16 protein-coding genes are annotated in these 23,463 nt (G+C 72.5%); 5 read left to right on the top strand and 11 right to left on the bottom strand.

Annotated elements, in window-relative coordinates:
* Nucleotides 1-203 precede the first annotated feature (203 nt).
* On the top strand, nt 204-557 hold the full coding sequence (locus WMF20_RS28145; protein ID WP_129577342.1) for a response regulator transcription factor: 354 nt from the start codon (nt 204-206) through the stop codon (nt 555-557).
* A 489-nt stretch (nt 558-1,046) separates the two neighbouring features.
* Here the strand turns inward: WMF20_RS28145 and WMF20_RS28140 are convergent, their stop codons facing one another.
* Together WMF20_RS28140 and WMF20_RS28135 are read right to left on the bottom strand one after the other, a co-directional pair.
* Nucleotides 1,047-1,793, bottom strand: coding sequence for a TenA family transcriptional regulator (locus WMF20_RS28140; protein WP_129577341.1), 747 nt, complete (start codon nt 1,791-1,793; stop codon nt 1,047-1,049).
* Between the two features lie 304 nt (nt 1,794-2,097).
* Entirely contained in the window at nt 2,098-2,703 is a 606-nt protein-coding gene (locus WMF20_RS28135; RefSeq protein WP_237244180.1) for a hypothetical protein, read from the bottom strand.
* Between the two features lie 514 nt (nt 2,704-3,217).
* Here WMF20_RS28135 and WMF20_RS28130 point away from each other — a divergent pair.
* A complete protein-coding gene (locus tag WMF20_RS28130; protein WP_437605020.1) occupies nt 3,218-3,994 on the top strand; it encodes a chlorite dismutase family protein in 777 nt (258 codons plus the stop codon).
* Between the two features lie 43 nt (nt 3,995-4,037).
* Here WMF20_RS28130 and WMF20_RS28125 read toward each other — a convergent pair whose 3' ends face one another.
* The 5 genes from WMF20_RS28125 to WMF20_RS28105 all read right to left on the bottom strand — a co-directional run bounded on the left by WMF20_RS28125 (nt 4,038) and on the right by WMF20_RS28105 (nt 11,735).
* Entirely contained in the window at nt 4,038-5,816 is a 1,779-nt protein-coding gene (locus WMF20_RS28125) for a phospho-sugar mutase (protein WP_437605019.1), read from the bottom strand.
* 116 nt (nt 5,817-5,932) lie between these two features.
* Nucleotides 5,933-7,333 carry an acetyl-CoA carboxylase biotin carboxylase subunit gene (locus WMF20_RS28120; RefSeq protein WP_437605018.1) on the bottom strand — a complete coding sequence of 467 codons (1,401 nt, stop codon included), beginning with the start codon at nt 7,331-7,333 and terminating at the stop codon, nt 5,933-5,935.
* A gap of 154 nt (nt 7,334-7,487) precedes the next feature.
* Nucleotides 7,488-8,651, bottom strand: coding sequence for a 23S rRNA (adenine(2503)-C(2))-methyltransferase RlmN (rlmN, locus tag WMF20_RS28115; RefSeq protein WP_437605016.1), 1,164 nt, complete (start codon nt 8,649-8,651; stop codon nt 7,488-7,490).
* Between the two features lie 93 nt (nt 8,652-8,744).
* The gene (locus WMF20_RS28110) at nt 8,745-9,893 is read right to left on the bottom strand and encodes a CgeB family protein (protein ID WP_437605015.1); all 1,149 of its coding nucleotides are present in this window, start codon (nt 9,891-9,893) and stop codon (nt 8,745-8,747) included.
* A 951-nt stretch (nt 9,894-10,844) separates the two neighbouring features.
* Nucleotides 10,845-11,735 (bottom strand): serine/threonine-protein kinase, encoded by an 891-nt coding sequence (locus WMF20_RS28105; RefSeq protein WP_437605014.1) that lies wholly within the window; start codon nt 11,733-11,735, stop codon nt 10,845-10,847.
* A 541-nt stretch (nt 11,736-12,276) separates the two neighbouring features.
* Here WMF20_RS28105 and WMF20_RS28100 point away from each other — a divergent pair.
* A complete protein-coding gene (locus WMF20_RS28100; RefSeq protein WP_437605013.1) occupies nt 12,277-16,137 on the top strand; it encodes a serine/threonine-protein kinase in 3,861 nt (1,286 codons plus the stop codon).
* A gap of 303 nt (nt 16,138-16,440) precedes the next feature.
* On the opposite strand, the gene WMF20_RS28095 is transcribed toward WMF20_RS28100, so the two are convergent.
* A complete protein-coding gene (locus tag WMF20_RS28095; RefSeq protein WP_437605012.1) occupies nt 16,441-16,722 on the bottom strand; it encodes a pyrimidine/purine nucleoside phosphorylase in 282 nt (93 codons plus the stop codon).
* 694 nt (nt 16,723-17,416) lie between these two features.
* On the opposite strand from WMF20_RS28095, the gene WMF20_RS28090 reads away from it, so the two are divergent.
* On the top strand, nt 17,417-17,815 hold the full coding sequence (locus WMF20_RS28090; protein WP_437605011.1) for a hypothetical protein: 399 nt from the start codon (nt 17,417-17,419) through the stop codon (nt 17,813-17,815).
* Between the two features lie 117 nt (nt 17,816-17,932).
* Here WMF20_RS28090 and WMF20_RS28085 read toward each other — a convergent pair whose 3' ends face one another.
* Nucleotides 17,933-19,972, bottom strand: a complete 2,040-nt coding sequence (locus tag WMF20_RS28085; protein WP_437605010.1) for a membrane dipeptidase — start codon at nt 19,970-19,972, stop codon at nt 17,933-17,935.
* Nucleotides 19,973-20,237: 265 nt separating this feature from the next.
* Nucleotides 20,238-21,545, bottom strand: a complete 1,308-nt coding sequence (locus WMF20_RS28080) for a sensor histidine kinase (RefSeq protein ID WP_437605008.1) — start codon at nt 21,543-21,545, stop codon at nt 20,238-20,240.
* 46 nt (nt 21,546-21,591) lie between these two features.
* Here WMF20_RS28080 and WMF20_RS28075 point away from each other — a divergent pair, with 46 nt between their 5' ends.
* Nucleotides 21,592-22,137: a response regulator gene (locus WMF20_RS28075; protein ID WP_437605007.1), complete on the top strand. Its 546-nt coding sequence runs from the start codon at nt 21,592-21,594 to the stop codon at nt 22,135-22,137.
* Between the two features lie 109 nt (nt 22,138-22,246).
* Here WMF20_RS28075 and WMF20_RS28070 read toward each other — a convergent pair whose 3' ends face one another.
* Complete coding sequence (locus tag WMF20_RS28070) at nt 22,247-23,101, bottom strand: hypothetical protein (protein ID WP_437605006.1); 855 nt, start codon at nt 23,099-23,101, stop codon at nt 22,247-22,249.
* Between the last annotated feature and the right edge of the window lie 362 nt (nt 23,102-23,463).

Below are 23,463 nucleotides of genomic sequence, written 5' to 3'. Positions count from 1 at the left end.
AGCCCAGCTCCTGGCAGGGCGGTGCGTCGCAGCGCGCCCTCGTCGCCGCGCGCCGCCGACGCGCGCGGCGGTTGCGCTGACGATGAAGAAAATCGCTCAGCGTTGAATCTCCTCGAAAAAAATCCCGGCACACGGCCCCCGTCGTCCGCTTCGCGCTATCTTTCCCGGCGCCAATGGTGCCCTCGACAAAAAAGAGAGTCTTGGTGGTGGAGGACGAGGAGGACACGGCGACGATGATCGCCCGGTTCCTCAGCGACGAGTTCGACACCGTGATCGCGACGAACGGGGTCGACGGTCTCGCGCTGGCCCAGCAGGAGCCGCGGCCGGATCTGGTGATCGTGGACATCATGATGCCGAAGCTCGACGGGGTGAGCATGACGAAGCGGCTCCGCGAGGACGATTCGATGCGGCGGGTGCCGATCATCTTCCTGACCGCCAAGTCGGATCCGATGGACGTCATCGCCGGCATCCAGGCCGGCGCGCGCCACTACATCACGAAGCCCTTCGTGCTCGACGACCTCAAGAAGAAGGTCCGCAAAGCCGTCTACGGCCGCTAGAGCGGGGCTCACCCGCTGCGGATACGGGCCCATCTCGGCGTTTTCGGTGCTCGGCGTACTGGAGTACGCCTGTGCGCCGAAAACGCCGATCTGGGCCCGTATCCGCAGCGGGTGAGCCCCGCTCTGGGTTCCAAGTCGCGAGGGGAGGGGAGCCGGCGGGGCGCGTGCGAGAGCGCGGGGTCGCGGCGGGATGCGCGGTGAAAGGGCGCTCCAGCGCTGGACGAGTGTGAAGAACGGTGAAGAAGATCGCTTGGGGCTCTCGGCGTCTGGGACGTTTCTCGGCGTGAGCTGATCGGTTTCTGCCGTGCCTCGGAGCGCCGCGAGCCAGGAATTCTGACGGTTTCTGCTGCCGTCGCGCAGCTGGAGTGTGCAGCGAATGCCTTGTTTCCTGATGGCTTGTCAGGAGAATTCTTAATCCCCGGCTCCGCAGGTCGGGCAGCCGCGCAGGGCGGCGACGGGGCGGGCGCGGGGAGCGGCGGGGGGACGGCGTCAGCTGCCGCCGCGGTGCGGGACGCTGCAGGCCTTCAGGGCGCGCTCGAACAGCTCGAGCGAGCGCGCGACGCTCGAATGCACCCGGCGGATCTCCTCGGCCGACGTCGTCGCGAGCTTCACGATCTCCAGCGCCTCGCGCGGGTGCGCGTCGTCGTAGTTCGCATGCGCCGCGAGCCACGTCAGCGACTTGCTCCCCTCGCCGTAGAGCTTCGTGAACGCCGGCAACACCACGCGCGACCACTCGCCCGTGATGCCCTCGATCGCATAATTGACCGCGCCGACCGCCTCCGCGAGCGAGCCGCGGTAGGACACCGACCAGAGCCACTCGAAGAGCGACGCGACCTCCGGCGTCGGACGGTGGCTCGTGATCTCCGAGGCGCTGATGCCGTGCCCCGCCGCCCAGTCGAGGTACCAGCGCACGTGCAGCGCCTCGACCCGGATGTTGCCGATGAGCCAGTCGCGCACCAGGAAATCGCGCGGCGTCTGGCCGTAGGTCGTCTTGGCAAGGCTGAGCCCCATGTACTTCGGGAACGCCTCGACCACACAGAAGAACTCCCGGATCAGCACGCTCCAGGTCTCGTGGTCGACAGGCTCCGTCAACGTCCGCGCAATCGGCGGCGTATAAACCGCCGCCTTCCACTGATCGGCCAGGGACTCGAGCATGTCCTCGACCCAGACCGGATGCGGCGTCGCCTTAAGGCTGTCCTTGACTTCCTTGTGCCGCTGCGAGCGAGGTGAGAGCATGAAATTACCTGGAGGGTTGCTGGGTCAATCTCCCTCGTGACTGCCCGCCGGTCTCCACCCCACCACATCCCCTCAGGCTGACCGGCCAGCGGCCGTCAGGAGACAAGTCGCGGCGCGGGCACGATGCTGACGCCCAGGCTCACTGGACGAACGAGCCAGCACGATGACCTCGCCATGAGAGGCTTCGTGTACATATGTGTCCCGCCTGCACCAGTCTGGATCGGGGCGGAGGAAGAAGTCAATAGACAAACGAGGGCGCCGGCGGGACGAAGCACGAAGCGAAGGCCGAGCCCCCGCAGGTCGTTCACCAGACCACCTCGGAGAGGCATTCGGTCGCCCCGCGGAACCGGCACCGCTGGTGCGTCACCTTCGGGGTGGACGCGCCGCACAAGAGCAGCGCCTGCTCGACCCAGCCGCAGACGCCGTCTCCGCAGTTCATCGCCGAGGGCCCCTCGTCGTCCCCGGTGGGGCCCGTGATGGTCAGCACCCACTCCCGCGGCTTCACCATCCGCGGGAAGACCTTGCCGGCGTCGAAGTAGCGCGACCAGAACATTCCAGTGCGGGCGACGATCGTGTCGGGCATCGCGATCGAGAGCGCGAACTTCAACACCGTATTGAGGTCGCGATCCGCGACGTAGCGGGCAAACCGCTTGATCTCGGCGGCCTGGTCGTTCGCTGTCCGCACGTGCGTTCGCAGGGCCCGGTTCCAGACGCCGATCGGGTACCAGCTGCTCGCCAGCAGCGGCTGATTCAGTACGTCCCGGTCTGACTTGGGCAGCGAGGTCACCAGCCGCTCCCAGGCCCCCGCGTCGCGGTTCGTCGTGACGAACGACCGGAGGTTGACCAGCAACGTCCCTTTGCATTTGCCGGGGGGGATCGAGGATTTGCTCTTCGTATCGTACGTCTTCATCGCGGCGAACCTACGGCGGGAAGCCCCGGCGACGCCGAGCCCCATCGCGGGCGCGGCGCGTGCAGTCTCGGGCGGGAAGCTCGTCCCGGGAGCACATCGTCGGGGCAACTCCAGGAGTCGTGGTTGTTCATTGCAGGGGAGCGTGAGTCGGGCTCGATGGCAAGAGATGATTACGCGGGAGCAGGCGCGCGACACGGGCCGCCGCGGCCCAGGGCAAGATCACGTCGTTGTCCAGCTCTCCTTTCGACCCGACACGCCATACCTCAGGGAGGCCGCGTCGGGATCCGTAGGTGGGTAGATGTGTAACGCGCATTACGCGACTTCGTGCGGCGGCAGGCGCCGGCGCGCCCTCCGGCGGTGCGCCGCGGCGCTGCGGGGGCGCGCGTCCGGACGAGCGGGCCGCGACCCGGGGGCGAGCGACGGCGCGGGCCCGCCGCGGAGGCCCCGCGCGCCGCGGCCGAGGTGATGCGCCTCGCAGTTGCCGTCCTCCGCGAACCTCGGTACGCCTACGCCCATGAGCGAATCCACGACGGGCCGGCCCGCCGCCGGCCACGCGGAGCCCGAGCTGCCGCACATCGACGTCGCCGAGCGGGGGGCGCCGCGCGACGGCCGGCCGCAGGTCATCGACCGCCGCCTGTTCATGCAGCTGCTCGTGTTCCGCTGCCCCAGCGCCGCCGATCCGGCGGAGCTGACCGCAGCGGCCGGCCAGGCGCTGTCCTCCCAGCGCGTGGGCGCGGTCATCTACGAGGACCTCAGCGATCCGCGCGGGATCGCGGTGCTCACGTGGGCCGAGGACCCGGCCGTCTTCGTCCAGACCGTCCGGCCGGCGCTCAACCGCGGCGAGCTCCGCGCGCTGGAGCTCCGCCCCGACTTCACGATGCTCGGGCGCACGTACTCGACCGGCTACGAGCAGGACCTCGACTACTGGCTGCTCCGGCGCCCGTTCGAGACCGTCCTCAACCCCGCCTGGCCGTGGGCGGTGTGGTACCCGCTGCGCCGCAGCGGCACGTTCGCCAAGCTCGACGGGCGCGAGCAGGGGAGCATCCTGCGCGAGCACGGCACCATCGGCCGCGCCTACGGCGCGCAGGACCTCGCGCACGACATCCGCCTCGCGTGCCACGGCCTCGACGCCCGCGACAACGAGTTCGTGATCGGGCTCGTCGGCAAGGAGCTCCACCCGCTCTCCCACATCGTCCAGGCGATGCGGAAGACCCGGCAGACCGCGGAGTTCATCAGCCAGATGGGCCCGTTCTTCGTCGGCCGCGCCGCCTTCCGCAGCCCCGGCGGCTGACGGGGGCCGTCAGCCCGTAAGCCCAGGCGGCTGACGGGGGCCGTCAGCCGACGCCGGCGAGGGCCGAGAACGCCCTCGCCAGCGCGTCGAGCCGCGCCGCGGCGCGGGCCTCGGCGTCCGCCAGCGGCTCGCCGGCGGCGACCTCCTCGCGCACGTCGAAGTAGAACTTGATCTTCGGCTCGGTGCCGCTCGGGCGCGCGATGATCCGGCTGCCGCCGTCGAGCTCGTACGCGAGCACGTTGCTCGGCGGCAGGACGAGCGGCTCGGCCCGGCCGTCGGCCGAGGTGCGCGTGCGCGCCTCGAAATCGCGCCACGCCGCCACGGGGACGCCGCCGATCTCGGCCGGCGGGCTCTTCCGGAGCGCGGCCATGATCGCCGCGATCTTCTCGACGCCGTCGACGCCGCGCAGCGTGTAGGAGCGCTGCCCGCTCACGTAGAGGCCGTGCTTGCGGTGGATCGCCTCGAGCTCGTCGAGCAGCGTCTTGCCCTCGGCCTTGCGCACCGCCGCGAGCTCCGCGAGCGCCACCGCGGCGCTGATGCCGTCCTTGTCGCGCACGGTCGAACCGATCGTGTAGCCGAGCGCCTCCTCGAAGCCGAACACGAAGCGGGCGCCGGTCGAGCGCTCGATATCCATCGCCCGGTTGGCGATCCACTTGAACCCGGTCAGCGTCTCCTCGTAATGCACCCCGAGCGACGCGGCGATCACGCCGAGCAGCGGGGTCGAGACGCACGAGGCCAGCACGAGGCGGCGCTCGTCCGCGGCGCCCCCGGCGCCCCCCTCGGTGAGCAGGTAATGGCCGAGCAGCACGCCGACCTGGTTGCCCGTGAGCTGCACGAGCTCGCCGTCCGGGCGCCGCACCGCCACGGCGAGCCGGTCGACGTCCGGATCGTTGGCGAGGACCAGATCGGCGCCCTCCTTCTTCGCGAGGGCGAACGCCAGGTCCATGGCGCCCTTCTCCTCGGGGTTCGGGAACGTGACCGTGGGGAACGCGCCGTCCGGCTCGGCCTGCTCGGGCACGCTCGTCACGCGCGTGAAGCCCGCCCGATCGAGCGCCTTGCGGACGAGGCGGTCGCCCACCCCGTGCAGCGGCGTGTAGACGATGCGCAGGCCGCGATCGCCGTCGCTCCGCGGCGAGGCGCCGAGGATCGCGCGGAGGTAGCGCTCCTCGAGGTCCTCGGGGAAGTCGCGCACGAGGCCCTTCTGCCGCGCCTCGTCGAAGGGCATGCGCGGGACCTGATCCGCCGGCGGCGCGGCGTCGATCGCCGTCGCGATGCCGGTGTCGTGCGGTGGGATGATCTGTGCGGCGTTGTCCCAGTAGACCTTGTAGCCGTTGTATTCGGGCGGGTTGTGGCTCGCGGTCACCATCACGCCGGCCGCCGCGCCGAGGTGGCCGACCGCGAACGCGGCGATCGGGGTGGGGCAGGGGACGGGCGAGAGGTGGCTCGGGATGCCCGCGGCGGCGAGGGCGCAGGCGGTGTCCTCGGCGAACTCGCGGCTCCTCCGGCGGGCGTCGTAGCCGACGACCACGCCGGCGCTCCGCGCCTTGTCGCCGAGCGTGGCGAGGAGATACCGGGCGAGCCCGGCGGTCGTCCGCAGGATGACGCCGCGGTTCATCCGGCTCTCGCCGGCGCCGAGGACGCCCCGGATGCCGGCGGTGCCGAACTCCAGGGGGCCGGCGAAGCGCTCGGCGAGCTCGGCGCGGACGCCTTCCTCGCCCGCCCTGGCCGCGTCGATGAGCCGGCGCAGCTCGCTCTGGGTCTCCGGATCGGGGTCGTGGGCGAGCCAGCGCTCGGCGGGCTCGAGGACGAAGTCGTGGCTCACGACATCATCTTTAATTCAAGCCGGCCGAGGTGTGCACCAGGCGCGCGCGATTCGGCGCGCGGCGCGCGGCGCGCCGGATCGCGGCGCGCCGCGCCGGGGCCGCCCGGGCCGGCGCGCTATCCGGCCTTCTTGCCGGCGGCGAGCGCCTCGGCGAAGCGCGTGTCGTACTGCCCGCCGCGAAAGTCGGCGTCCGCCAAGATCTGGCGGAGGAACGCGAGGTTCGTCGCGGCGGGGCCCGCCGGGCCGGCGAGCTCGATCGTCGTCTCGGCGAGCGCCCGGTCGAGGCGGGCGATCGCGTCGTCGCGCGTCGGCCCGTGGGCGACGATCTTGGCGAGCAGCGGATCGTAGAACGGCGTCACCTCGAGCCCCTCGGCGACGCCGGTCTCGATCCGCAGGTCGTCGCCCGCGGCCGGCCAGCGGAGCGCGGCGATGCGCCCGGGCTGGGGCGCGAACTTCTTCGCCGGATCCTCGGCGTAGAGCCGCGCCTCGATCGCGTGGCCGCGGTACGCGTGGTCCCGGACCTCCGGCGCGAGCGGCTCGCCCGAGGCGATGCGGATCTGGTGCTCGACAAGGTCGAGCCCGGTGCACATCTCGGTGACGCAGTGCTCGACCTGGAGCCGCGCGTTGACCTCGAGGAAGTAGAGCTCGCCGCTCTCCGCCGCGACGAACTCGACGGTGCCGGCGCCGACGTAGCCGGCGCCGGTCACGACCCGGAGGGCGCTCTCGTGGAGCGACCGCCGCCGGGCCTCGCCCGCCTCCCCCTGGAAGAACGCGGCGGGGGAGGGGGTCTCCTCGACGATCTTCTGGTGCCGGCGTTGCGCGCTGCACTCGCGCTCGCCGAGCGCGACCGCGCCGCCCTTCCCGTCGCAGAGCACCTGCACCTCGATGTGGCGCGGGCGCTCGATGTACCGCTCCATGTACACGCGCGGGTCGCCGAACGCGGAGCGGCCGCGATCCGAGCACGCGGTGAGGGCGCGGGCGAGCTTGCCCGGCTCGGCGACGATCTGCATGCCGATGCCGCCGCCGCCGCCCGCGGCCTTGACCAGGAGCGGGAAGCCGATGCTCTCGGCGGCGCGCTGGGCGGACTCGAGATCGGCGGGGTCGACCGGGCCGCCCGTGCCCGGCGGCGGGAACACGTCGGCGCCGCGCGCCTGCTCGCGCGCGAGGATCTTGTCGCCGAAGACGTGGAGCACCGCGGGCGGCGGGCCGATGAACGCGATGCCGGCGTCGAGGACCGCCGCGGCGAACGCCTCGTTCTCGCTGAGCAGCCCGTAGCCGGGGTGGATGCCGTCGGCGCCCGTCGCGCGGGCCGCCTCGACGATCGCGTGGATGACCAGGTAGCTGTCCTTGACCGGCGGCGGCCCGATGCGCACCGCCTCGTCGGCCATGGCGACGTGCGGCGCGCCCGCGTCCGCGTCCGAGTACACGGCGACCGTCGCGATCCCGAGCCGTTTGCAGGTCCGGAGGACGCGGCAGGCGATCTCTCCACGGTTGGCGACGAGGATCTTCTTCAACACGGCCGACAGCTACGCCCCCGCGCGGCGGGGCGTCAAGGCGCTCGCGGCGGCCGACGCTCCCCCCATGCGCCGCCCGACGGCGTCGTACGGCGGCGCCTGGCGAGCGCGCGCCCGGGCCCGCTCGGCTGAGCGCGCGGGCCTCGCGCCCGCGCGCTCAGCCGAGCGCGCGCCGCACCTTGGGCTTGGCCCCGAGCAGCACGAGCTGGCCGCAGGCCGCCGAGACGTCGTCGCCGCGCCGGCGGCGCACGAAGCACGAGTACCCCGCCTGGGTGAGCACCTCCTGGAACGCGGCCACGCGCTCCTGGGCCGGCGGGCCCAGCGAGGAGGCCTCGATCGGGTTCATCGGGATGAGGTTGATCTTCACCGGGAGCCCGCGCAGGAGCTTCGCCAGCCGGCGCGCCTCGGCCGGGTCGTCGTTCTGCCCGGCGACGAGCGTGTACTCGATGGTGATGCGCCGGCGCCGCGGCAGCGGGTAGGCGCGCAGCGCCGCGAGCAGCTCGTCGAGCGGGTACTTGCGGTTGATGGGCATCAGCGCCGAGCGGGTCTCGTCGTCCGCGGCGTGCAGCGAGATCGCCAGCGCGATCTGCCCGCCGAAATCCGCGCCGAGCCGCGCGATCTCCGGGACGAGGCCCGACGTGGACACCGTGACCCGCCGCGTCGAGAGGTTGATCCCCTCCGGGTGCGTGAGCAGGCGCAGCGAGCGCGCGGTGTTCTCGTAGTTGTGGAGCGGCTCGCCCATGCCCATGTAGACGACGTTGCGGAGGTCCTCGCCCTCCTCGAGCATCGCGCGCCCGAGCAGCACCTGGCCCGCGATCTCCTCGGCGCCGAGGTGGCGCTTGAGCCCCGCCACGCCGCTCGCGCAGAACCCGCACCCCATCGCGCAGCCGACCTGCGTGGAGATGCACTGGGTGACGCGGACGCGCGGCGCCGCGCCGGCCTCCGCCTCCGCGTCGTCGTCCTCGTCGTCGGCCGCCGCCGCGTCGGCGTCGAGCTGCGCCGGCGAGCCGGGCCCCGACACCGACGGGAGCAGGACCGTCTCGATCGTCGCGCCGTCGCGGAGGCGCAGGAGCAGCTTGCGCGTGCCGTCCTCGGAGCGGTGGACCCGCTCGGGCGTCAGCACCTCGCCGAGCCCCTCCGCGGCGAGGTGCTCGCGCAGCCGCGCCGGGAGGTTCGTCATCGCCGCCGGATCCAGGACGCCGCGGCGATGGATCCAGTGGAAGACCTGCTTCGCCGTGAACGCCCGCTCTCCGCGGGCAGCCAGCGAGGTCGACCATTCCTCGGGCAGGCGGGCGACGGGGTGAAGCGGGGTGGAGCGCACCACCGTGGCGTACTGCGCGCCGACCCGAGCGGCAAGGGCACGAGCGCGGCGCGGCCGCCAGCGCCGAGCGCGGGCGCCCGCGCCGGCCTCAGGTCAGCTCTGCGTCTCGGCGTGCGCCGCGGCGAGCTGCCCGTCGCGGTCGCGGCGCGCCCGCGTCCGGCTCGCGGCCTCGAGCGCCTCGCGGGTGTAGCGCTCGAGCGCCTCGGCCCGGTGCATCGCCGTGTGCTCGGCGAAGACGCGCTGCCGCGCCCGCTGGCCCACGGTGAGGCGCTTGTCCTCCTTCATTTCCCGGAGCTTCCGGAGCACGTCCTCCGGCGTGCGGACGAGGAGGATCTCCTCGCCGGGCTGGAAGAACGTCTCGATCCCGGGCCAGGTGTCGCTCAGGACCGGGGTCCCGCACGCGGCCGCCTCGAACAGGCGCGCGCTCGGCGACCACCCGGACTCGACCATGGCCCGGCGGGTCAGGTTCAGCGTGAAGCGCTGGGCGTTGTAGAAGATGCGGTGCTCGTCGGGCGGCAGGTGCTCCGTCCGGGTGACGTTCTCGGGCCACGCGAGCGAAGACGGGTATTGCGCGCCCGCCACCGCGAAGCGCCCGCGGCGCATGCGCCGCGCGGGCTCGAGCAGGAGCCGCTCGACCGCCGCCTGCCGGTCGTCGCTGTACGTGCCGAGGTAGCCGAGATCCCAGCGCATCGGCGTCGGCTGCGGGTAATACACGTCGGTGTCGGCCGCACAGTAGAGGGCCCGCGCGCGCACCGCGCCGTGGCTGCGCTCCAGCCGCTCCAGCGTCGGGCCGCCCGTCGCCGACAGGTAGAGGTCGTACCGCGGGATCAGCGCCGGCGTGAGGTACGCGTGGTCCCCGTGAGCGAGCCGGCCCAGCGTGACCGGCGTGTCGAGGTCGTAGAACGCGGCCTTGCCGCGGGCCTCCTCCGTGATCCACGCCCCGACGGTGGCCCCTTCCGGGACGAAGGAGCCGACCACCACGAGATCGGCTTCGCGCACCGCGCGTGAGAATCGATCGCGGAGCTCGGTAATGCTCGAGTACTGCTCGGTCGCGCCGTAAGGCGGGTTGGGCAGGTCGCGGTGCTGATCGTAGATGGAGAGGTTCCGCTCCAGAAAGAGCACGTGGTGGCCGCGCGACGCGAGGGCCCGGAGGAGCGCTCTGTACATCGTGGCGTGGCCGTTGCCCCACGAAGACGTGATGGAGAGTCCCAGGAAGACATAGCGGTAGGTAGGTGTCGTCATAACGTGGTGGCGGCGAGGGTTGAGAGATCCCGGAAGACGTGCCGGCCCGGAGTGGCCGGTCTCGAGACACACCGCGACGACGCCCGTGAGGCCGGAACCGGCCTCACGGGCGCGGCCAGGCGGCAGGCGGGCACGCTGAGCTGGACGAGGCTGGGCCACGTCGCCCGGTTCGGTAACGAGAGCAGCACGTCGATCCGGTTGCCCTGGCGCCGCGCGAGCGGGCGCGGCGACGAGCGAGCGAACCCCGGATTAACATGCGTGCTCACGCTCTGCAATCCTGCGAGATGCGGTTTCTCATCGGAAGAGGCGTATTCCCCGTCAGGACCTTAGGCGATAAGGCCCGGACTGATCTCGAGACGATTCACGGCGCAGAATCGTAAGATGCTGAGGGATAAAGCGGCTCGATCGCGCAAAGCACCCGCGGCGAGCGCGCGTCGCGCGTCGCGTGGCCGCGGCCGCGGCCGCGGCGAGGCAACCGGCCTGTGCGGCGAAGGGCAGATTCGAAGAGATGATGAGAAAACCGAGGGCGATATCGTAATGGTCGGCCGCGGCTGCTGGTCGAACGGAGCGCTGGCGGGAGCTCCCGCACGGGAACGCCGCGGCAGCGCGTGAGACGTCGCCGGCGCCCGCGCGGCCCGACGAGCGCGCCGCCGCGGGCCGCGGGGCGACGGACCTCTGCGCTGCCGGCCTCGCTGAAGGCGCAGCGGAGCGCGGGCGCGCAGGGGGCCGCCGTCCGGTCAGGCGCGCCGTCGGAGGGCCGGGCTCAGCCGGCGCCGTGGGGCGCGGTCACGCGCTGGGGCGCGGGGAGAAGTCGGCAGGGGCGCGGGAAGGCAGGAGGCGCCGCGGGCCGCCTTCCTGCTCAGAGAGGGCGTTGCCGTGGAGCGCGGCGCGATCGCCTGCGGGGTGTCCAGCCTGGAGCGGCGGGGCGCGGCGCGGATGCCGCCGCGACGTTCAGGTGGCGGGGCGCAGCCCCCGCCAGCCGTCGAGCACCTCGGCGATGTTGGCGAAGCGGCGGTCTGGGCTGTGAGCGAGGCCCCGGTTCACGAACACCTCGACATGTTTGTCGACCGGCGGCGGCATGAGGTTGCCGAGGCGGCGCGGCGGTGTCCTCGTCTTCAGGTCGGCGAGCATCATCAGGTTGCGCGCGGCGTAGGGGAGCTCGCCGGTGAGCGCCTGAAAGACCACCGTCATGGCCGCATAGAGGTCGGCCCGGTGATCCACCGTCTTGCCCTTCACGAGCTGCTCCGGCGGCGCGAACCTGAAGTCGCCGAGACACCGGCCCGGCAAGCTCACCGGCTCGTCGGAGAGCGCGGGCGGGAGCTTGCACGAGCCGAGATCCAGCAGCGTCAGCCGCTCGCCGTCCGGGCCCCGGTCGAGGAGCACGTTCGTGGAGCTGATGTCGCGGTGGATGATGCCAATCTCGTGCAGCTCGGCGATCGCCAGCCAGAGCTGCTCGACCAGCGGGTGCAGGGCGGCGAACGGGATCGGCCCCAGCCGGGCGAGGCGGTCGCTGAGGAGCTCGCCCTCGCGCAGCTCGAACACGAGGAGGGGGCCGTGCTCCGGGTCCTTGCCGCCGTCGATCGACGGCAGCGTGTGCGGGCCCCGCAGCCGCTGGCACGCCGCCGCCTCGCGCCGGAAGCGCGCTTCGGCCTCCTCCAGGGGCATGCGCTCCGGCGCGCTGAGCACGCCCCCCGGGTCCAGCCGCACCGGAGGCTCGCCGAGCACCTTCACCGCGACGCGGCGGCCAGCGCTCGCGTCCTCGGCGCTGAACACTTCACCGAGGCCTTCGCGGCGGAGATGACGCACCACGCGGTAGCGCTGGAGCAGTAGGGTTCCGGGCACGATTGACAAGAGCGGCCTCCTTCGCTTGACAAAGGGGGTCCAGCGCGTTCCGGTCGCCTCCCCCCAGTCCCCAGACAAGCTCATTTATCACGCGGGCGCGACAGAGGAAGCGCCGCGCGCGTCGCGGGGTGAAAAGGAGGCCGCGCCTACACCTGCCACGCCGCCTCGCCCGGCCGCTGCGCTCGAGGTCGCCTGGACGAAAAAGTATCGTGGCGTGGGCGAGGGGGGGCGAGCGCCGCCGGCCGGGCGCGCTGTCACGGCAGGGCGCGGCAGGGCGCGCCGGGGCGCGGCGTGGCGCGGCCGGACGCGAGGGCAGGGGCGCGCGGGGGCCTCTACGCCGTAGAGTTGCCCGTGCCCGCGCTCTCTGGCGACGATGCGTGCTGGAGCGCGGTAATCGGCGGTGATTGCATCGAGGAGGCGGGGCCTCGCGGCGCGCGGCTCCGGCGACTGGCCAGCACCCCCGAACCGCTGGCCATTCTCATGAACTTCGCGTAGCTCCCACACAGGACGGACGATCCGCGGGGGAGCGGCGGCAGGGGCAATGCGAGCGGGAAACGTCATCGACGGCCGGTTCGAGATCGTGGAGCTCGCGGGCGCCGGCGGGATGGGCCACGTCTTCCGCGCGTACGACCTCGCGACCGGCGAGACGGTCGCCCTCAAGGTCCTCCAGAACGCCGCCTCCCAGGACTCGAGCCGCCTCGCGCGCGAGGCGCAGGCGCTCGCCACGATCCGGGTGCCGGGGGTGGTGCGGTACATCGCCCACGGCGTCACCGAGCTCGGCCACCCGTACCTCGCCATGGAGTGGCTCACCGGCGAGACCCTCTCGCAGCGCCTCGCCCGGCAGGCGTTCACGCTGGACGAGAGCCTCAAGCTCGCCCGGCGCGTCGCGACCACCCTCGGGTCCGTGCACCGGCTCGGCGTCGTCCACCGCGACCTCAAGCCGAGCAACCTGCTCCTCGTCGGCGGCGCGATCGACCGCGTCACGCTCATCGACTTCGGCGTGGTCCGGATGTCCGGCATCGACCAGCAGCTCACCATGCCCGGCGCCATCCTCGGCACCCCCGGCTACATGGCGCCGGAGCAGGCGCGCGGCGAGGCCCAGGTCGACGCGCGCGCCGACGTCTTCGCGCTCGGCTGCGTGCTCTACAAGTGCGTCTCGGGGCGCGCCCCGTTCCGCGGCGCGCGCGGGCTCGCGGTGCTCGTCAAGGTGCTCCTCGAGGAGCCGCCGTCGCTCCGGTGGCTGCGCGAGGACGTGACCGAGGCGCTCGACGAGCTCGTCACGCGCATGCTGTCGAAGTCGCCCGAGGGGCGGCCGAGCGACGGCAACGCGGTCGCGGCCGAGCTCGCCGCGCTCATGGATCCCGCGGCGATCTCGGTCCGCCCGCCGGCCAGCTCCATCCGCCCGCCGGAGCTCACGACCGGCGAGCGCAAGGTGATGTGCCTCGTGCTCGCGCGCGACGGCCGCGCCCCCGCCGCCGAGGCGGCGCTCCCCGAGGTCGACGAGCAGGCGCGCGCCCAGGCGCTCTCGGCCATGGCGGCGCGTTACAGGGGCCAGCTCGAGCTCGTCGAGGCGCGGCTGCCGCTCGTCGTGCTCGCCGGCGCCGGCGCGACGACCGACCTCGCGGCCCGGGCGGCCCGCTGCGCGCTCGCCGTGCAGGCGCTGCTCGGCGGCGCGCCGGTCGCGGTCGTCACGGGCAGGGCCGAGATCGCCTCGCGCATGCCGATCGGCGACCTCATCGATCGCGTCGTCCAGCTGCTCCCCGAGCGCCGCGCCCCGCCCCGCGCGGCGGCGATCCGCATCGACGAGGTGACGGCGGGGCTGCTCGGGGCGCGCTTCGAGATCACCGCCGACGACGCCGGCCAGTGGCTCCACGGCGCGCGCGAGGAGCCGGACGAGGTGCCGCTGCTGCTCGGCAAGGCCACGTCGTGCGTCGGGCGCGAGCGCGAGCTGTCGCTCATCCGGGACGAGCTCGCCCGGTGCGTCGAGGAGTCGACCCCGAGCGTCGTGCTCGTCACCGGGCCGGCGGGCATCGGCAAATCGCGGCTCCGCCACGAGCTCGTCCGCGCGATCCGGGAGGACGGCGAGCCGGTCGAGGTGTGGCTCGGGCAGGTGGACCCGATGAGCGCCGGCTCGTCGTTCGGCCTGCTCGCGCACGCGCTCCGGCGGGCGATCGGCCTCGCGGAGACCGACGCCGTCGAGGAGCGGCGGCGCAAGGTGCGGGCGCGGGTCGAGCGGCACGCGTCGCTCGACGCGGCGCGGGTGGCGACGTTCCTCGGCGAGCTCGTCGGCGCGCCGTTCCCGGACGACGACGTCCAGCTCCGTGCGGCGCGGCGGAACCCGATGCTCATGGGCGACCAGCTGCGCCTCGCCTGGGAGGACTTCCTGCGCGCCGAGTGCGCGGTGCACCCGGTCCTGCTCGTGCTCGAGGACCTGCACTGGGGCGACCTGCCGACGCTCACGATGGTCGACGCCGCGCTCCGGAACCTGAAGGACCGGCCCTTCATGGTGATGGGGCTCGGCCGCCCGGAGGTGCACGAGCTCTTCCCGAAGCTGTGGGACGAGCGGCGCGGGCACAAGCTCCGCCTGGCGGGGATCTCGCGCCGATCGAGCGAGCGGCTGGTGCGCCAGGTGCTCGGCGAGGGCGAGAGCCCGGCGCTCGTGGCGACGCTGGTGGAGCGCGCGGACGGCAACGCGTTCTACCTCGAGGAGCAGATCCGCGCCGCGGCGGCGGGCAAGGGCGAGGACCTGCCGGAGACGGTGCTCTCGATGGTGCAGGCGGAGCTCGACGCGCTCGACGTCGGGGCGCGGCGGGCGCTGCGCGCCGGGGCGATCTTCGGCGAGCGCTTCTCGCGGAACGGGGTCGCCGCGCTGGTGGGCCGGGCGGAGGTCGACCGGCTGCTGGCCGAGCTCGAGGCGCGGGAGCTCATCGTCCGGCGCTCGGTGGAGGGCGCGCCGGAGGTGATCGAGTACCGGTTCCGGCACGCGCTCGTGCGCGAGGCGGCGTACGGGATGCTGACGGATCACGATCGCCGCCTGGGCCACCGGCTGGCCGGCGAGTGGCTGGAGCGGACGGGGGCGGCGGACGCGATGGCGCTGGCCGAGCATTTCGAGCGCGGCGGCGAGCCGGCGCGGGCGGCGACGGCGACCCTGCGGGCGGCCGAGCAGGCGCTGCTCGGCAGCGATCTCGGCGCGGCGATCGAGCGGGTGGAGCGCGGCATCGCGCGCGGCGCGTCGAAGGCGACGGCGGGGGCGCTGCGGCTCTGCCAGGCCGAGGCGCACCTCTGGCGCGGCGAGTTCGCGCTGGCGGAGCGGCGGGGGATGGAGGCGCTGGAGCGGCTCTCGCCCGGGTCGGCGCCGTGGTTCTCCGCGCTGACGCAGATGATCCTCGCGGCCTCGAAGCGCGGCAACTACGACCAGCTCGAGCGCCTCCTGCGCGTCGCGCAGAGCACGGAGCCGCGGCGCTCGGCGCGGACGGCGCGCAGCGTGTGCCTGTGCGCGGGCGCCGGGCGGCTCCTCTTCGGCGGGCGGTACCAGCTCGCGGACGAGCTGCTCGACGCGATCGAGCAGGACGCCGAGGAGACCGATCTGGAGGTCGAGGTGCTGGCGCGGCTCCACGAGGCGCGCGCGTACCGGGCGATGGCGGGCGGCGATCCGGGCGCCAGCTTCGCGGGCTTCGAGGCGGCGCTCGCGGCGTTCGAGCAGGCGGGCGATCGGCGCAACGCCTGCTGGGCGCGGAACAACCTCGGCTCCTGCCACGCGGATCTCGGCGATTTCGAGGGCGCCGAGGCGGCGCTGCGCGCGTCGCTTTCGGACGCGGAGCGGATGGGGCTGCCCGACGCGCGGCTCGGGGCGCTCCTTGGCCTCGGCCCGGTGCTGGCGCGGCTCGACCTCGTCGAGGAGGCGCGGCGGACGGCGGAGGAGGCGATCGCGACGTCGCAGGGGCTCGGCGACGCGCGCCGGGAGGGCGCCGCGCGGACGTGCCTCGCGAGGATCCTGCTCCAGTCCGGCGATCTCGGCGGCGCGGAGCGCGAGGCGCGCGCCGCGGTGGCGATCCTGTACGGCGCGCCGCCGCTGCGCGCGTTCGCGTACGCGGTGCTCGGGCGGGCGCTGCTCGACGCGGGGCAGGCGGTGGACGCGCTCGCGGCGACGACGGAGGCGTTCTGCCTGCTCGAGGCGGTGGGCGCCGAGGTGGGCGAGTCGCTGGTGCGGCTCGCGCATGCCGAGGCGCTCTCGGCGTGCGGCCACCGGCGGGAGGCGATGATGGCGATCGCGTCGGCGCGAGAGCGCTTGCTCGATCGGGCGAGGAAGATCGGGGATCCGGCGTGGCGGGCGAGGTTCCTGGGCAACGTGCCGGACAACGCGGCGACGCTCGAGATCGAGCGCAGGTGGCTCGGGGCGTAGGCCGGCGATACCGCCTTGCTCCAGCGGGAGAGGGGGTGTTGCCGAGCCGTCCGGCCCCCGGGGAGGGTGTCCGTCGCGCGGGGTGGGCTCGGGCCGAAGTGATGGAGAAGAATTTGAACCACGGAGGCACAGAGGGCACAGAGGGAAGAGAAGAGAGAAATATTTTATCTCCTCTCTTCTCTCTCCTCTGTGCCCTCTGTGCCTCTGTGGTTCCTTCTCTCTTCTCTGCTGTCTCTCGGCGTCTGCGTCCCGGCGGGTCCTCGGACCGCCGCCTTCGCTACGCGGCGCCGGCGGTCGCCCGGCTCAGAGGAACTCGCAGAGGTACCCGGCGGGCTGCGCGGCCTTGACGTCGAAGCCGCTCTTGCCGGCCACCTCGAACGACGTCCCCGCCGGGTACACGCGCCATTCCTGAGAGCCGTCGAAGCGGACGGCGAGCTCGCCCGCGACGACGGTCATCCGCTCCGGCGCCTCGGTCGAGAAATGGAACTCGCCGCTGTCGATGACTCCCACCGTCTGCCGGCGTCCGTGGCGCTCGAACCCGACGCTCTGGACGCCGCCGTTGAAGTAGCTGTTGTGCTTGAGCATGGTGCCCTCCTACCGCGTCCCGCGCCGAGAGGCCAGCCTGGACTCACCCGGTCGCCGCGCGGCCGCGGCCGCGAGCCGCCGCCGGGATCAGGCCGTCTGGGCGCGCCGGGCAGCCCCGGCGGCGAGGCTGAGCATCGCGTCGTCTTCCAGGCGCGGCGAGCCGCCCACGGCGTGAACGCAAGCGCCGCTTGGGCGCGCGGCGCGCATGCAGGTGGGGGCAAGAAGATTGGCCAGGTGGGGCAAGAAAATTTGCCCTTATCGTGCCTCTGACCATGCGTTACTACCGCGTTGCCAAGCACGGTCTCGCGCGAGCTCCGCGACGCAGCGACGCCCGGAGGGCCGCTCGTCATGGACAAAGTCACCTCGTGACAGGCCCTGCATTGGCTACAACCTGCATGAGAGAGACCACGACCGGTAGCTGACCCTGGCGGGGATCCCTGGCCTCTATGGTTCGGCGACACATCGGATCTCGGGGCCCGCGCGCGGGCAGCGCGTGACACCGACGAGACGCTCACCACGGCCACTCCGCTGGAGCGACAGATGCCGGAAGTATGAATGGAGGCAGCGCGTGACACACGATATCAAGGGCGAAGAAGGCACACTCCTCGGATCCCAGGATAACCTCACCGTGGCCCGGCCCGGAGATGACAGACGAGCCCGGTCGAGCGGGAAGGGTCGAGGCACGAGGTTCCTCATGAAGATGGTGATCGCCGTCCTCTCTTCCATGGCGCTCGCGGGCTGCGTCGCACAGGAGGCCGATGAGGCCCTGAGCGATGAGGCCCTGAGCGATGAAGCCCTGAGCGATGAGGGCGTGGGAGAGGCGGAGCAGGCGCTCCAGATCGCCCTCTCGTCGGTGACCTGCAATAGTGGTTGGCCTGGTACGCGGGGCTGCTTCACGCAGCTCGTCAGCGCGACGGACATCGTCCCCGGTACGATCACCGTGCAGATCGATGGCCACAACGGCGCTGTGGGGTATAGCGCATCCCAGTCCGGGGCCCGGACCATCAATTTCTCGGCGAGCATCCGCGAGGGCGACGCGTTCAACCCGGGGGCGAACACGACCAAGTTCATCGTGGCGTGGCTGCGCCAGTAGCGGCGGGACCCGGACCCTACCCGGGTTGGCGGCGAAACGGGATCCGACCCGACCCAGGGTCGCCCCACAGGCCAACCCCGGTCGGGTCGCTAGAGCTCCGGGACGGGCGTGGTCGGCTCAGGGGACGGAGCGGCCGACCGTCTCGGCCTTCGCCCACATCTGCGCGAAGCCTTCGGCTCCGTTGTAGAGCCGATCGATGAGCTGCTCTCCGCCCGGGAGCGCCTCGATGTGCTTGAGGAAGTCCGGGAAGAGCCCGATGTGGACGACCCCCTCCTCGTTGTAATCCCACGAGCGGCCCCCCATCTGGGCCTTGGGGAACCTGGAGTAATCGACGCACGCCTCGGCGGCCGGATCGACGCATCGGTACACGATCTCCATGGCCTGCGTACAGAACATGCGCGTCGCGGCCCGGACACCGGCGCGGCCGTATTCGTCGGGAGACGGCGCCTTGTAAGAGCAGGACGTCCTGGCGTTGCAGGCGCGGCCGACGAGGTCCGTGAGGTTGCCGCTGGTCTGGATGTCGAGGCAGCCGATGCGCGCGGAGCGCACGTCGATCTCGCCCCCCGTGCACCGGAGCTGCGCGGGCGGGTGGCTCCAGGCGTCGCCCGGCACCGCCACCACCTGGTCCCGGGGCGCCTGGCACTCGGGAGAGCGCGGCATGACGACCATCCCGTTGATGTCCGAGCCGAGGGTGATCTGGAGCGGCTTGCCGCCCGACGCGATCGCCGCCACGGCGGCTGCGTTCCGCAGGAAGCTCCGGGCGTCGGAGTCGCCGAATCCGACACCCGCGAGCCCGCCGCGCGCGGCGATCTCCATGTACTGCGCGTTGGTCCGGCCGTTCTCGTTGCCGCTCGATCCGCGGAGCCCGTTGTGCCCCGAGGCGAGCGGATACGCGCCGCCGGGCGTCGAGCGGGTGAACGCGAGCACGTCGCCCACCGTCTTCTGGGACATGTGATCGATGTCGATGACCATCCCGAGCTTCATCATCTCGTTGATGGCGACGCGGCCCATGGGCAAGAGCCCCAGCCGGTTCTTGTGGCCTTCACCCGGCTGACAGCTCGGGAGCGGGATGTGACCGCCGGCATCGCCGAGCTTCATCAGCTTGAACAGATCGTTCCCCGACCGGATGCGCTTCGTGATGCCCTCTCCGCGGGAGCACTCGAGGTCCCACCATTTCCCCGTCTGGAAGCGGTTGGCGCGCGCTACCTCGTCCTCGTAGGCGGCGGTGCCGCCGAAGAGGTTGTCGGTGAGGTGGACCGGGAACACGTAGCGCACGCCGAGGCCGTGCAGGCGCCTGATCTCCGCGCGGATCTGGGCCTCGGTCGGCGCCGTCTTGTTCCACACGAAGTTGCCGATGTCGTCCAGCTCGACACCGACGATCACCGCGAGCTTGTTCTTCTCCACGATGCGCCGGAGATCGCTGGATGAACGCGCGATCTCCATCCACGTGTCGTGCTTGCCCACGAAGCGGACGAGCTCGGCGATCTGGAGATTGCCCGACTCCCTGTCGTCGATGGGCGGGTTTGCTTCGATGCCGTGGGCGAGCGTGCGGCTGTTGACGGCCAGCGCGACCATCACCCGGAGGCCACCCTCCTTCGCGCGCCGGATCCAGTCGACCCACATCTGCTGGTGCAGGATATCGTTGTGCGCCGGGAAGTGCGCGAACGTCGGATAGCCCACGGGGCGCTCGACCTGGAACGAGCGGATGCCGTGGGATTTCGCCAGCTCCCCGAGCACGATCTGGCGGACGTGATTCCCGCACTTGTTCTTCAAGAAATCGTGACCTCGGTGCGTGCTGTAGCTGGTCCCCAGCGCCTCCGCGATGCTGGCGGCGCGCCGCATCGACCCGTTGCACGTGGCGCCCGACGTGCCTTGCCCGCTGGGGTCGTAGATTGTCCCCGGCGCCATGAGCACGTCGACGTCGGGAGCGCCGTGGAGCACGTGCCCCCCGAAGCCGAGGTGCGCCATCGGGTGGGTGTGGAGGTCGACGAACCCGCGCAGCGGTCGGCCGGGGGCGTTCAGCGCGGAGTCGAAGATCGGCGAGCGCCGCGCCTGCGCGCTCGCCGCGCCGGGGGCCGCGAGCGTCAGCGTGACCGCGGCGAGCGCGATCCAGGTTGTCGCCAGTGCAGGACCTGCCATCGGGCCGGTTCTCTTCATACCGAATCATCCTCCAGAGGGTTGCGAGCGGCGGAGCCCATGCGAGGATCCACGTTGGCGCCAGCAAGTACCGGAGGGCCAGCGGCACGATAAGGGCAAATTTTCTTGCCGCCCTGTATACGCATCGTGCGCCGGAGCGGCGCTCGCGCTCTCGCCCTGGACAGCCCGCCGCTCCTCCCGGGCAGCGTGATTCCCTCGCGCGCCCCCGCGCGTCCATCGGACCGTCGACTCCGCGGCTGCCGCCGCTCGCGGCCGCGCTCCGCCGTCACACCGGCGCTTCGAGCAGCTCGAGCGTGACCTTCGCGCCGCCTTCCGGCAGGTTGGCGCGCATGACGAGCCCACCGCTCGACTCCACCATGCCGACCACGAAGCCGAGCCCCTGTCCGGACCCGCCCGGCTTCGGGCTCGGCGTGTCGTGGAACCCCGGGCCGTCGTCCTTCACCTCGACGGCTACCCGTCCGCCGCCCAGCGGGCGCGCGTCCAGCGTCACGCTGGACGCGCCGCGCTCGCCGGTCCCCTCGCACGCGTTGACGAGGAGGTTCAGGAGCACGCGCTCCAGCACGTCGTGCCCCCCCGCGAAGAGGACCGCGGTGCGCTCCGCGCGAGCCGTGATGTCGATCTTCACCGCCTGGTAGCGCCGCCGGACGGCGCGGAGCGCGCCGCGCGCCGCCTCGCCGATCTCGGCGGGAGCCGTCGCGCGCAGCGCGTCGAGCTCGCGCATCGTCCGCTCGCGGATGTGCCCCATGGCCGAGGCGACCTCCTCGATGCTCTCGCGGAGCTGCTCCAGCCTCCGCAGCATGCGCTCGGCGCTCGCGGAGTCGCCCCGGGCGATCTCGCGCCGCAGGAGATCCGTGTCGATGAGGGCGGCGGAGAGCGAGGCCTTCACGTCGTGGTGCTCGTGCAGGACGAAGCTCAGGTTCCGCTGCGCGCGCTCGGCGCGCAGCGCGGAGCTCGCCCCCACCTCGACGACCCGGAGCGCGCGCGTCGTGACGAGGAGCGCCGCGCACACGGCGGCGAGGAGCAGGATCAGGAACAGCGAGGCCGCCGTCCAGTACCCGAAGCGGCCGCCGTTCAGCGCGAAATCGAGCGCGATGAGCACGAGCGCGGAGAGCACGTTCGCCGCCGCCGCGAGGAGCACGGCCCGGCGGACGAGCCGGAATGCGCTCGCGACAACCGTGAGCAAGAGCGCGGCGATGTCGGGGGTCTGCAAAATTCCCGGGTAGCCCTCCCACGGCCAGATGACGTTCGGCAGGAGGGCCACGAAGCACAGCAGCGCGTCGAGGCCGACCGAGACGAGGAGCAGGCGGGAGGGCGCGTCGATTCGCCGGCTCGTCAGCCATACGTACATCGAGGCGACCACCGCGCCGAGGAGCAGCGGCACCTCGATGACGGAGCGCGGGTAAAAGTCTGGCAGCGTCAGGCCGCCGAGGGCGACGAAGCGCGCGAGGAGGGCCGCGCAGAAGACGCTCCGCGCGATCGAGGCGGTGCGCTCGCCCCGCAGCGCCTCGCGCGTGATGAGGGCGTCGAGCTGAACGCCGGTCAGCGGCGCCGGGAGGCTCGCCTGCTCTGCCACTTTCGCGCTATGCGCCCCCATCGACGGGATGGCACGCTAGCACACGATGTCCCGCTGGCTGGTGGTCGAGGACGACGTGAGGCTCAGGCGCGCGCTGCGCGACGCCCTCGAGGCGCGCGGCGTCGAGGTCGTCGCCTGCGCGTCGGTGGCCGAGGCCCACGCCGCGCTCGCGGGCGGGGAATTTCAAGGGATCATCGCCGACGTGATGCTCCCCGACGGCAATGCCGTCGACGTCGTGGAGCGGGCCATGGCCTATCCGGTCGCGCCGACGATCGTGGCCATCAGCGGATCGGCGAGCCCGGCGGTGTCGTTTCGTCTCGCGCAGATGGGCGTGCGCTCGTTCCTCGCCAAGCCGCTGCGCCTGGAGGCGCTGGAGCGCTCCATCGATGACGCGCTCACTCGGCCCCCGGATCTCCGCCCCCAGGTGCGCGCGGCGGTGGGCCGGGCGTCGATCCAGGAGATCGAGGAGCAGGTCCGCGCCATCATGGTCGACGAGGCGCTCGCGCGCGCTGGCGGGAGCCGGCGAAAGGCGGCGCAGCTCCTGAGCATTTCCCGCCAGCTCCTCCAGCACATCCTCCGGCGTCGGTCGTAGCCGGCCGCGCTGGGCTCAGGGCTGCGACAACGGCTCAGGGCGGCGGGCTCCGAGGGGCGAATCCGCTCGTGCTGGGGGGCGCGACGGGATCCGACCCGAGGTCGATCGATCAGGGCAGCTCGCTGGCGCCGCCGACCTCGGCCGCGCCCGGCTCGGCCTCGCTCGGCCCGAGGGCGGAGCCTTGCGCCGCGTCGCCCAGCGGCGCCTCCTCGGGCGCGGCGCTCGGGTAGCGCTTGCCCGCGCGCTCCGAGGCCCGGAGCACGGGCCCGCGGATGATCTCGATATCTCGCGCCGGAGCGCGGGACACCTCGAGGTTGGAGAGCACGAGCGACACGACCTTGAACCACTGGCTGCGCGCGGCCTGGATGGTGGTCTTGCTGACGGGCGTGGTGGCCCGGGTCGCCTCGATCTCCGTGCGGGCGCGCTCGAGGGCCTGGAGCTCCCGGCCCTTGGCGAGCCAGCGCTTCACGACGTCGAGCAGCGACGCCCTGCCGCCGGCAGGGATGGACTTCAGGAAGTCGACGATCTCGGGCTCGTCCTCGAGGAGGCGGGCGATGCGGGTGGTATTGCCCGCCTCGGCGAGCGGCGAGGCGTTGAGGATGGCGAGGCCATTGGGAAACAGCTTCTTCTGCACGGCATCGCACTGCGCGGCGCGGGCGGCGTCGGCCGGCTCCTCGGCGAGGCAGAGCTCGCGGCGCGTGTCGATACCGTACGATACGGCCCTGGCGAGGTGGTCGTGGCACCGATCGACCTCGTTGCTCTCGTCCACCAGCGCGCGCAGCTTCGACGGCGCGCCGCCTCCGCCGCTCGGCTGGACCGCGACCACGGCCTCGTGGGCCTCCACGACCCGCGGGTGGAGCGCCGCGATCTCGGGGATCGACAGGAACAGCTTGCGCTGCCTGGGATCGTCGACCCAAGGGGAGAGGAGCGCGACCATCTCGTCGAGATTCAGATGCTTCAGCATGAGAGACACCTCCTGATGGGGTGATGCGGGCAATGCCCGAGGAGGCATTGCGGGTGAGCGGGCAAGGAAAGTCGTGCTGTCCAATGCGTCAAGACGGCGGCTGCGCTGGTTTCTTGCGATGCTCGCGCGTGCGCTGGACTCTTGCAGCCATGGTGAATCGCTTCCGATGAGGCGAGCGGGCTTGGGAGGGCGGCGTGGCGCGGTCGTCGGGTCGTCGCGTGCTGGCGTGGGCTGGGGAGGCTTGGGGGGCCGGTGCGGAACCGAGGCGCGCGGCCTCGGGAGGGGGCGCGGAGAGGTCGCGACGTGGCGGCGCCGCCTCGCGAGGGGGACCGGAGAGGTGCGGAACCGAAAAGGGGGGCCTC

Source organism: Sorangium sp. So ce834 (genome assembly GCF_051521425.1).
In the GTDB taxonomy this organism is placed as follows: domain Bacteria; phylum Myxococcota_A; class Polyangia; order Polyangiales; family Polyangiaceae; genus Sorangium; species Sorangium cellulosum_D.
The sequence above is the reverse complement of the archived record's forward strand: the minus strand, read 5'-3'. Positions and strand labels throughout refer to the sequence as shown.

Bases quoted from the DNA above. Each gene is read 5' to 3' on its own strand.
- WMF20_RS28140 (WP_129577341.1), bottom strand. From the start codon at position 1,793: ATGCTCTCACCTCGCTCGCAGCGGCACAAGGAAGTCAAGGACAGCCTT.
- WMF20_RS28135 (WP_237244180.1), bottom strand. From the start codon at position 2,703: ATGAAGACGTACGATACGAAGAGCAAATCCTCGATCCCCCCCGGCAAA.
- WMF20_RS28130 (WP_437605020.1), top strand. From the start codon at position 3,218: ATGAGCGAATCCACGACGGGCCGGCCCGCCGCCGGCCACGCGGAGCCC.
- WMF20_RS28110 (WP_437605015.1), bottom strand. From the start codon at position 9,893: ATGACGACACCTACCTACCGCTATGTCTTCCTGGGACTCTCCATCACG.
- WMF20_RS28100 (WP_437605013.1), top strand. From the start codon at position 12,277: ATGCGAGCGGGAAACGTCATCGACGGCCGGTTCGAGATCGTGGAGCTC.
- WMF20_RS28095 (WP_437605012.1), bottom strand. From the start codon at position 16,722: ATGCTCAAGCACAACAGCTACTTCAACGGCGGCGTCCAGAGCGTCGGG.
- WMF20_RS28090 (WP_437605011.1), top strand. From the start codon at position 17,417: ATGAAGATGGTGATCGCCGTCCTCTCTTCCATGGCGCTCGCGGGCTGC.
- WMF20_RS28085 (WP_437605010.1), bottom strand. From the start codon at position 19,972: ATGAAGAGAACCGGCCCGATGGCAGGTCCTGCACTGGCGACAACCTGG.
- WMF20_RS28075 (WP_437605007.1), top strand. From the start codon at position 21,592: ATGTCCCGCTGGCTGGTGGTCGAGGACGACGTGAGGCTCAGGCGCGCG.
- WMF20_RS28070 (WP_437605006.1), bottom strand. From the start codon at position 23,101: ATGCTGAAGCATCTGAATCTCGACGAGATGGTCGCGCTCCTCTCCCCT.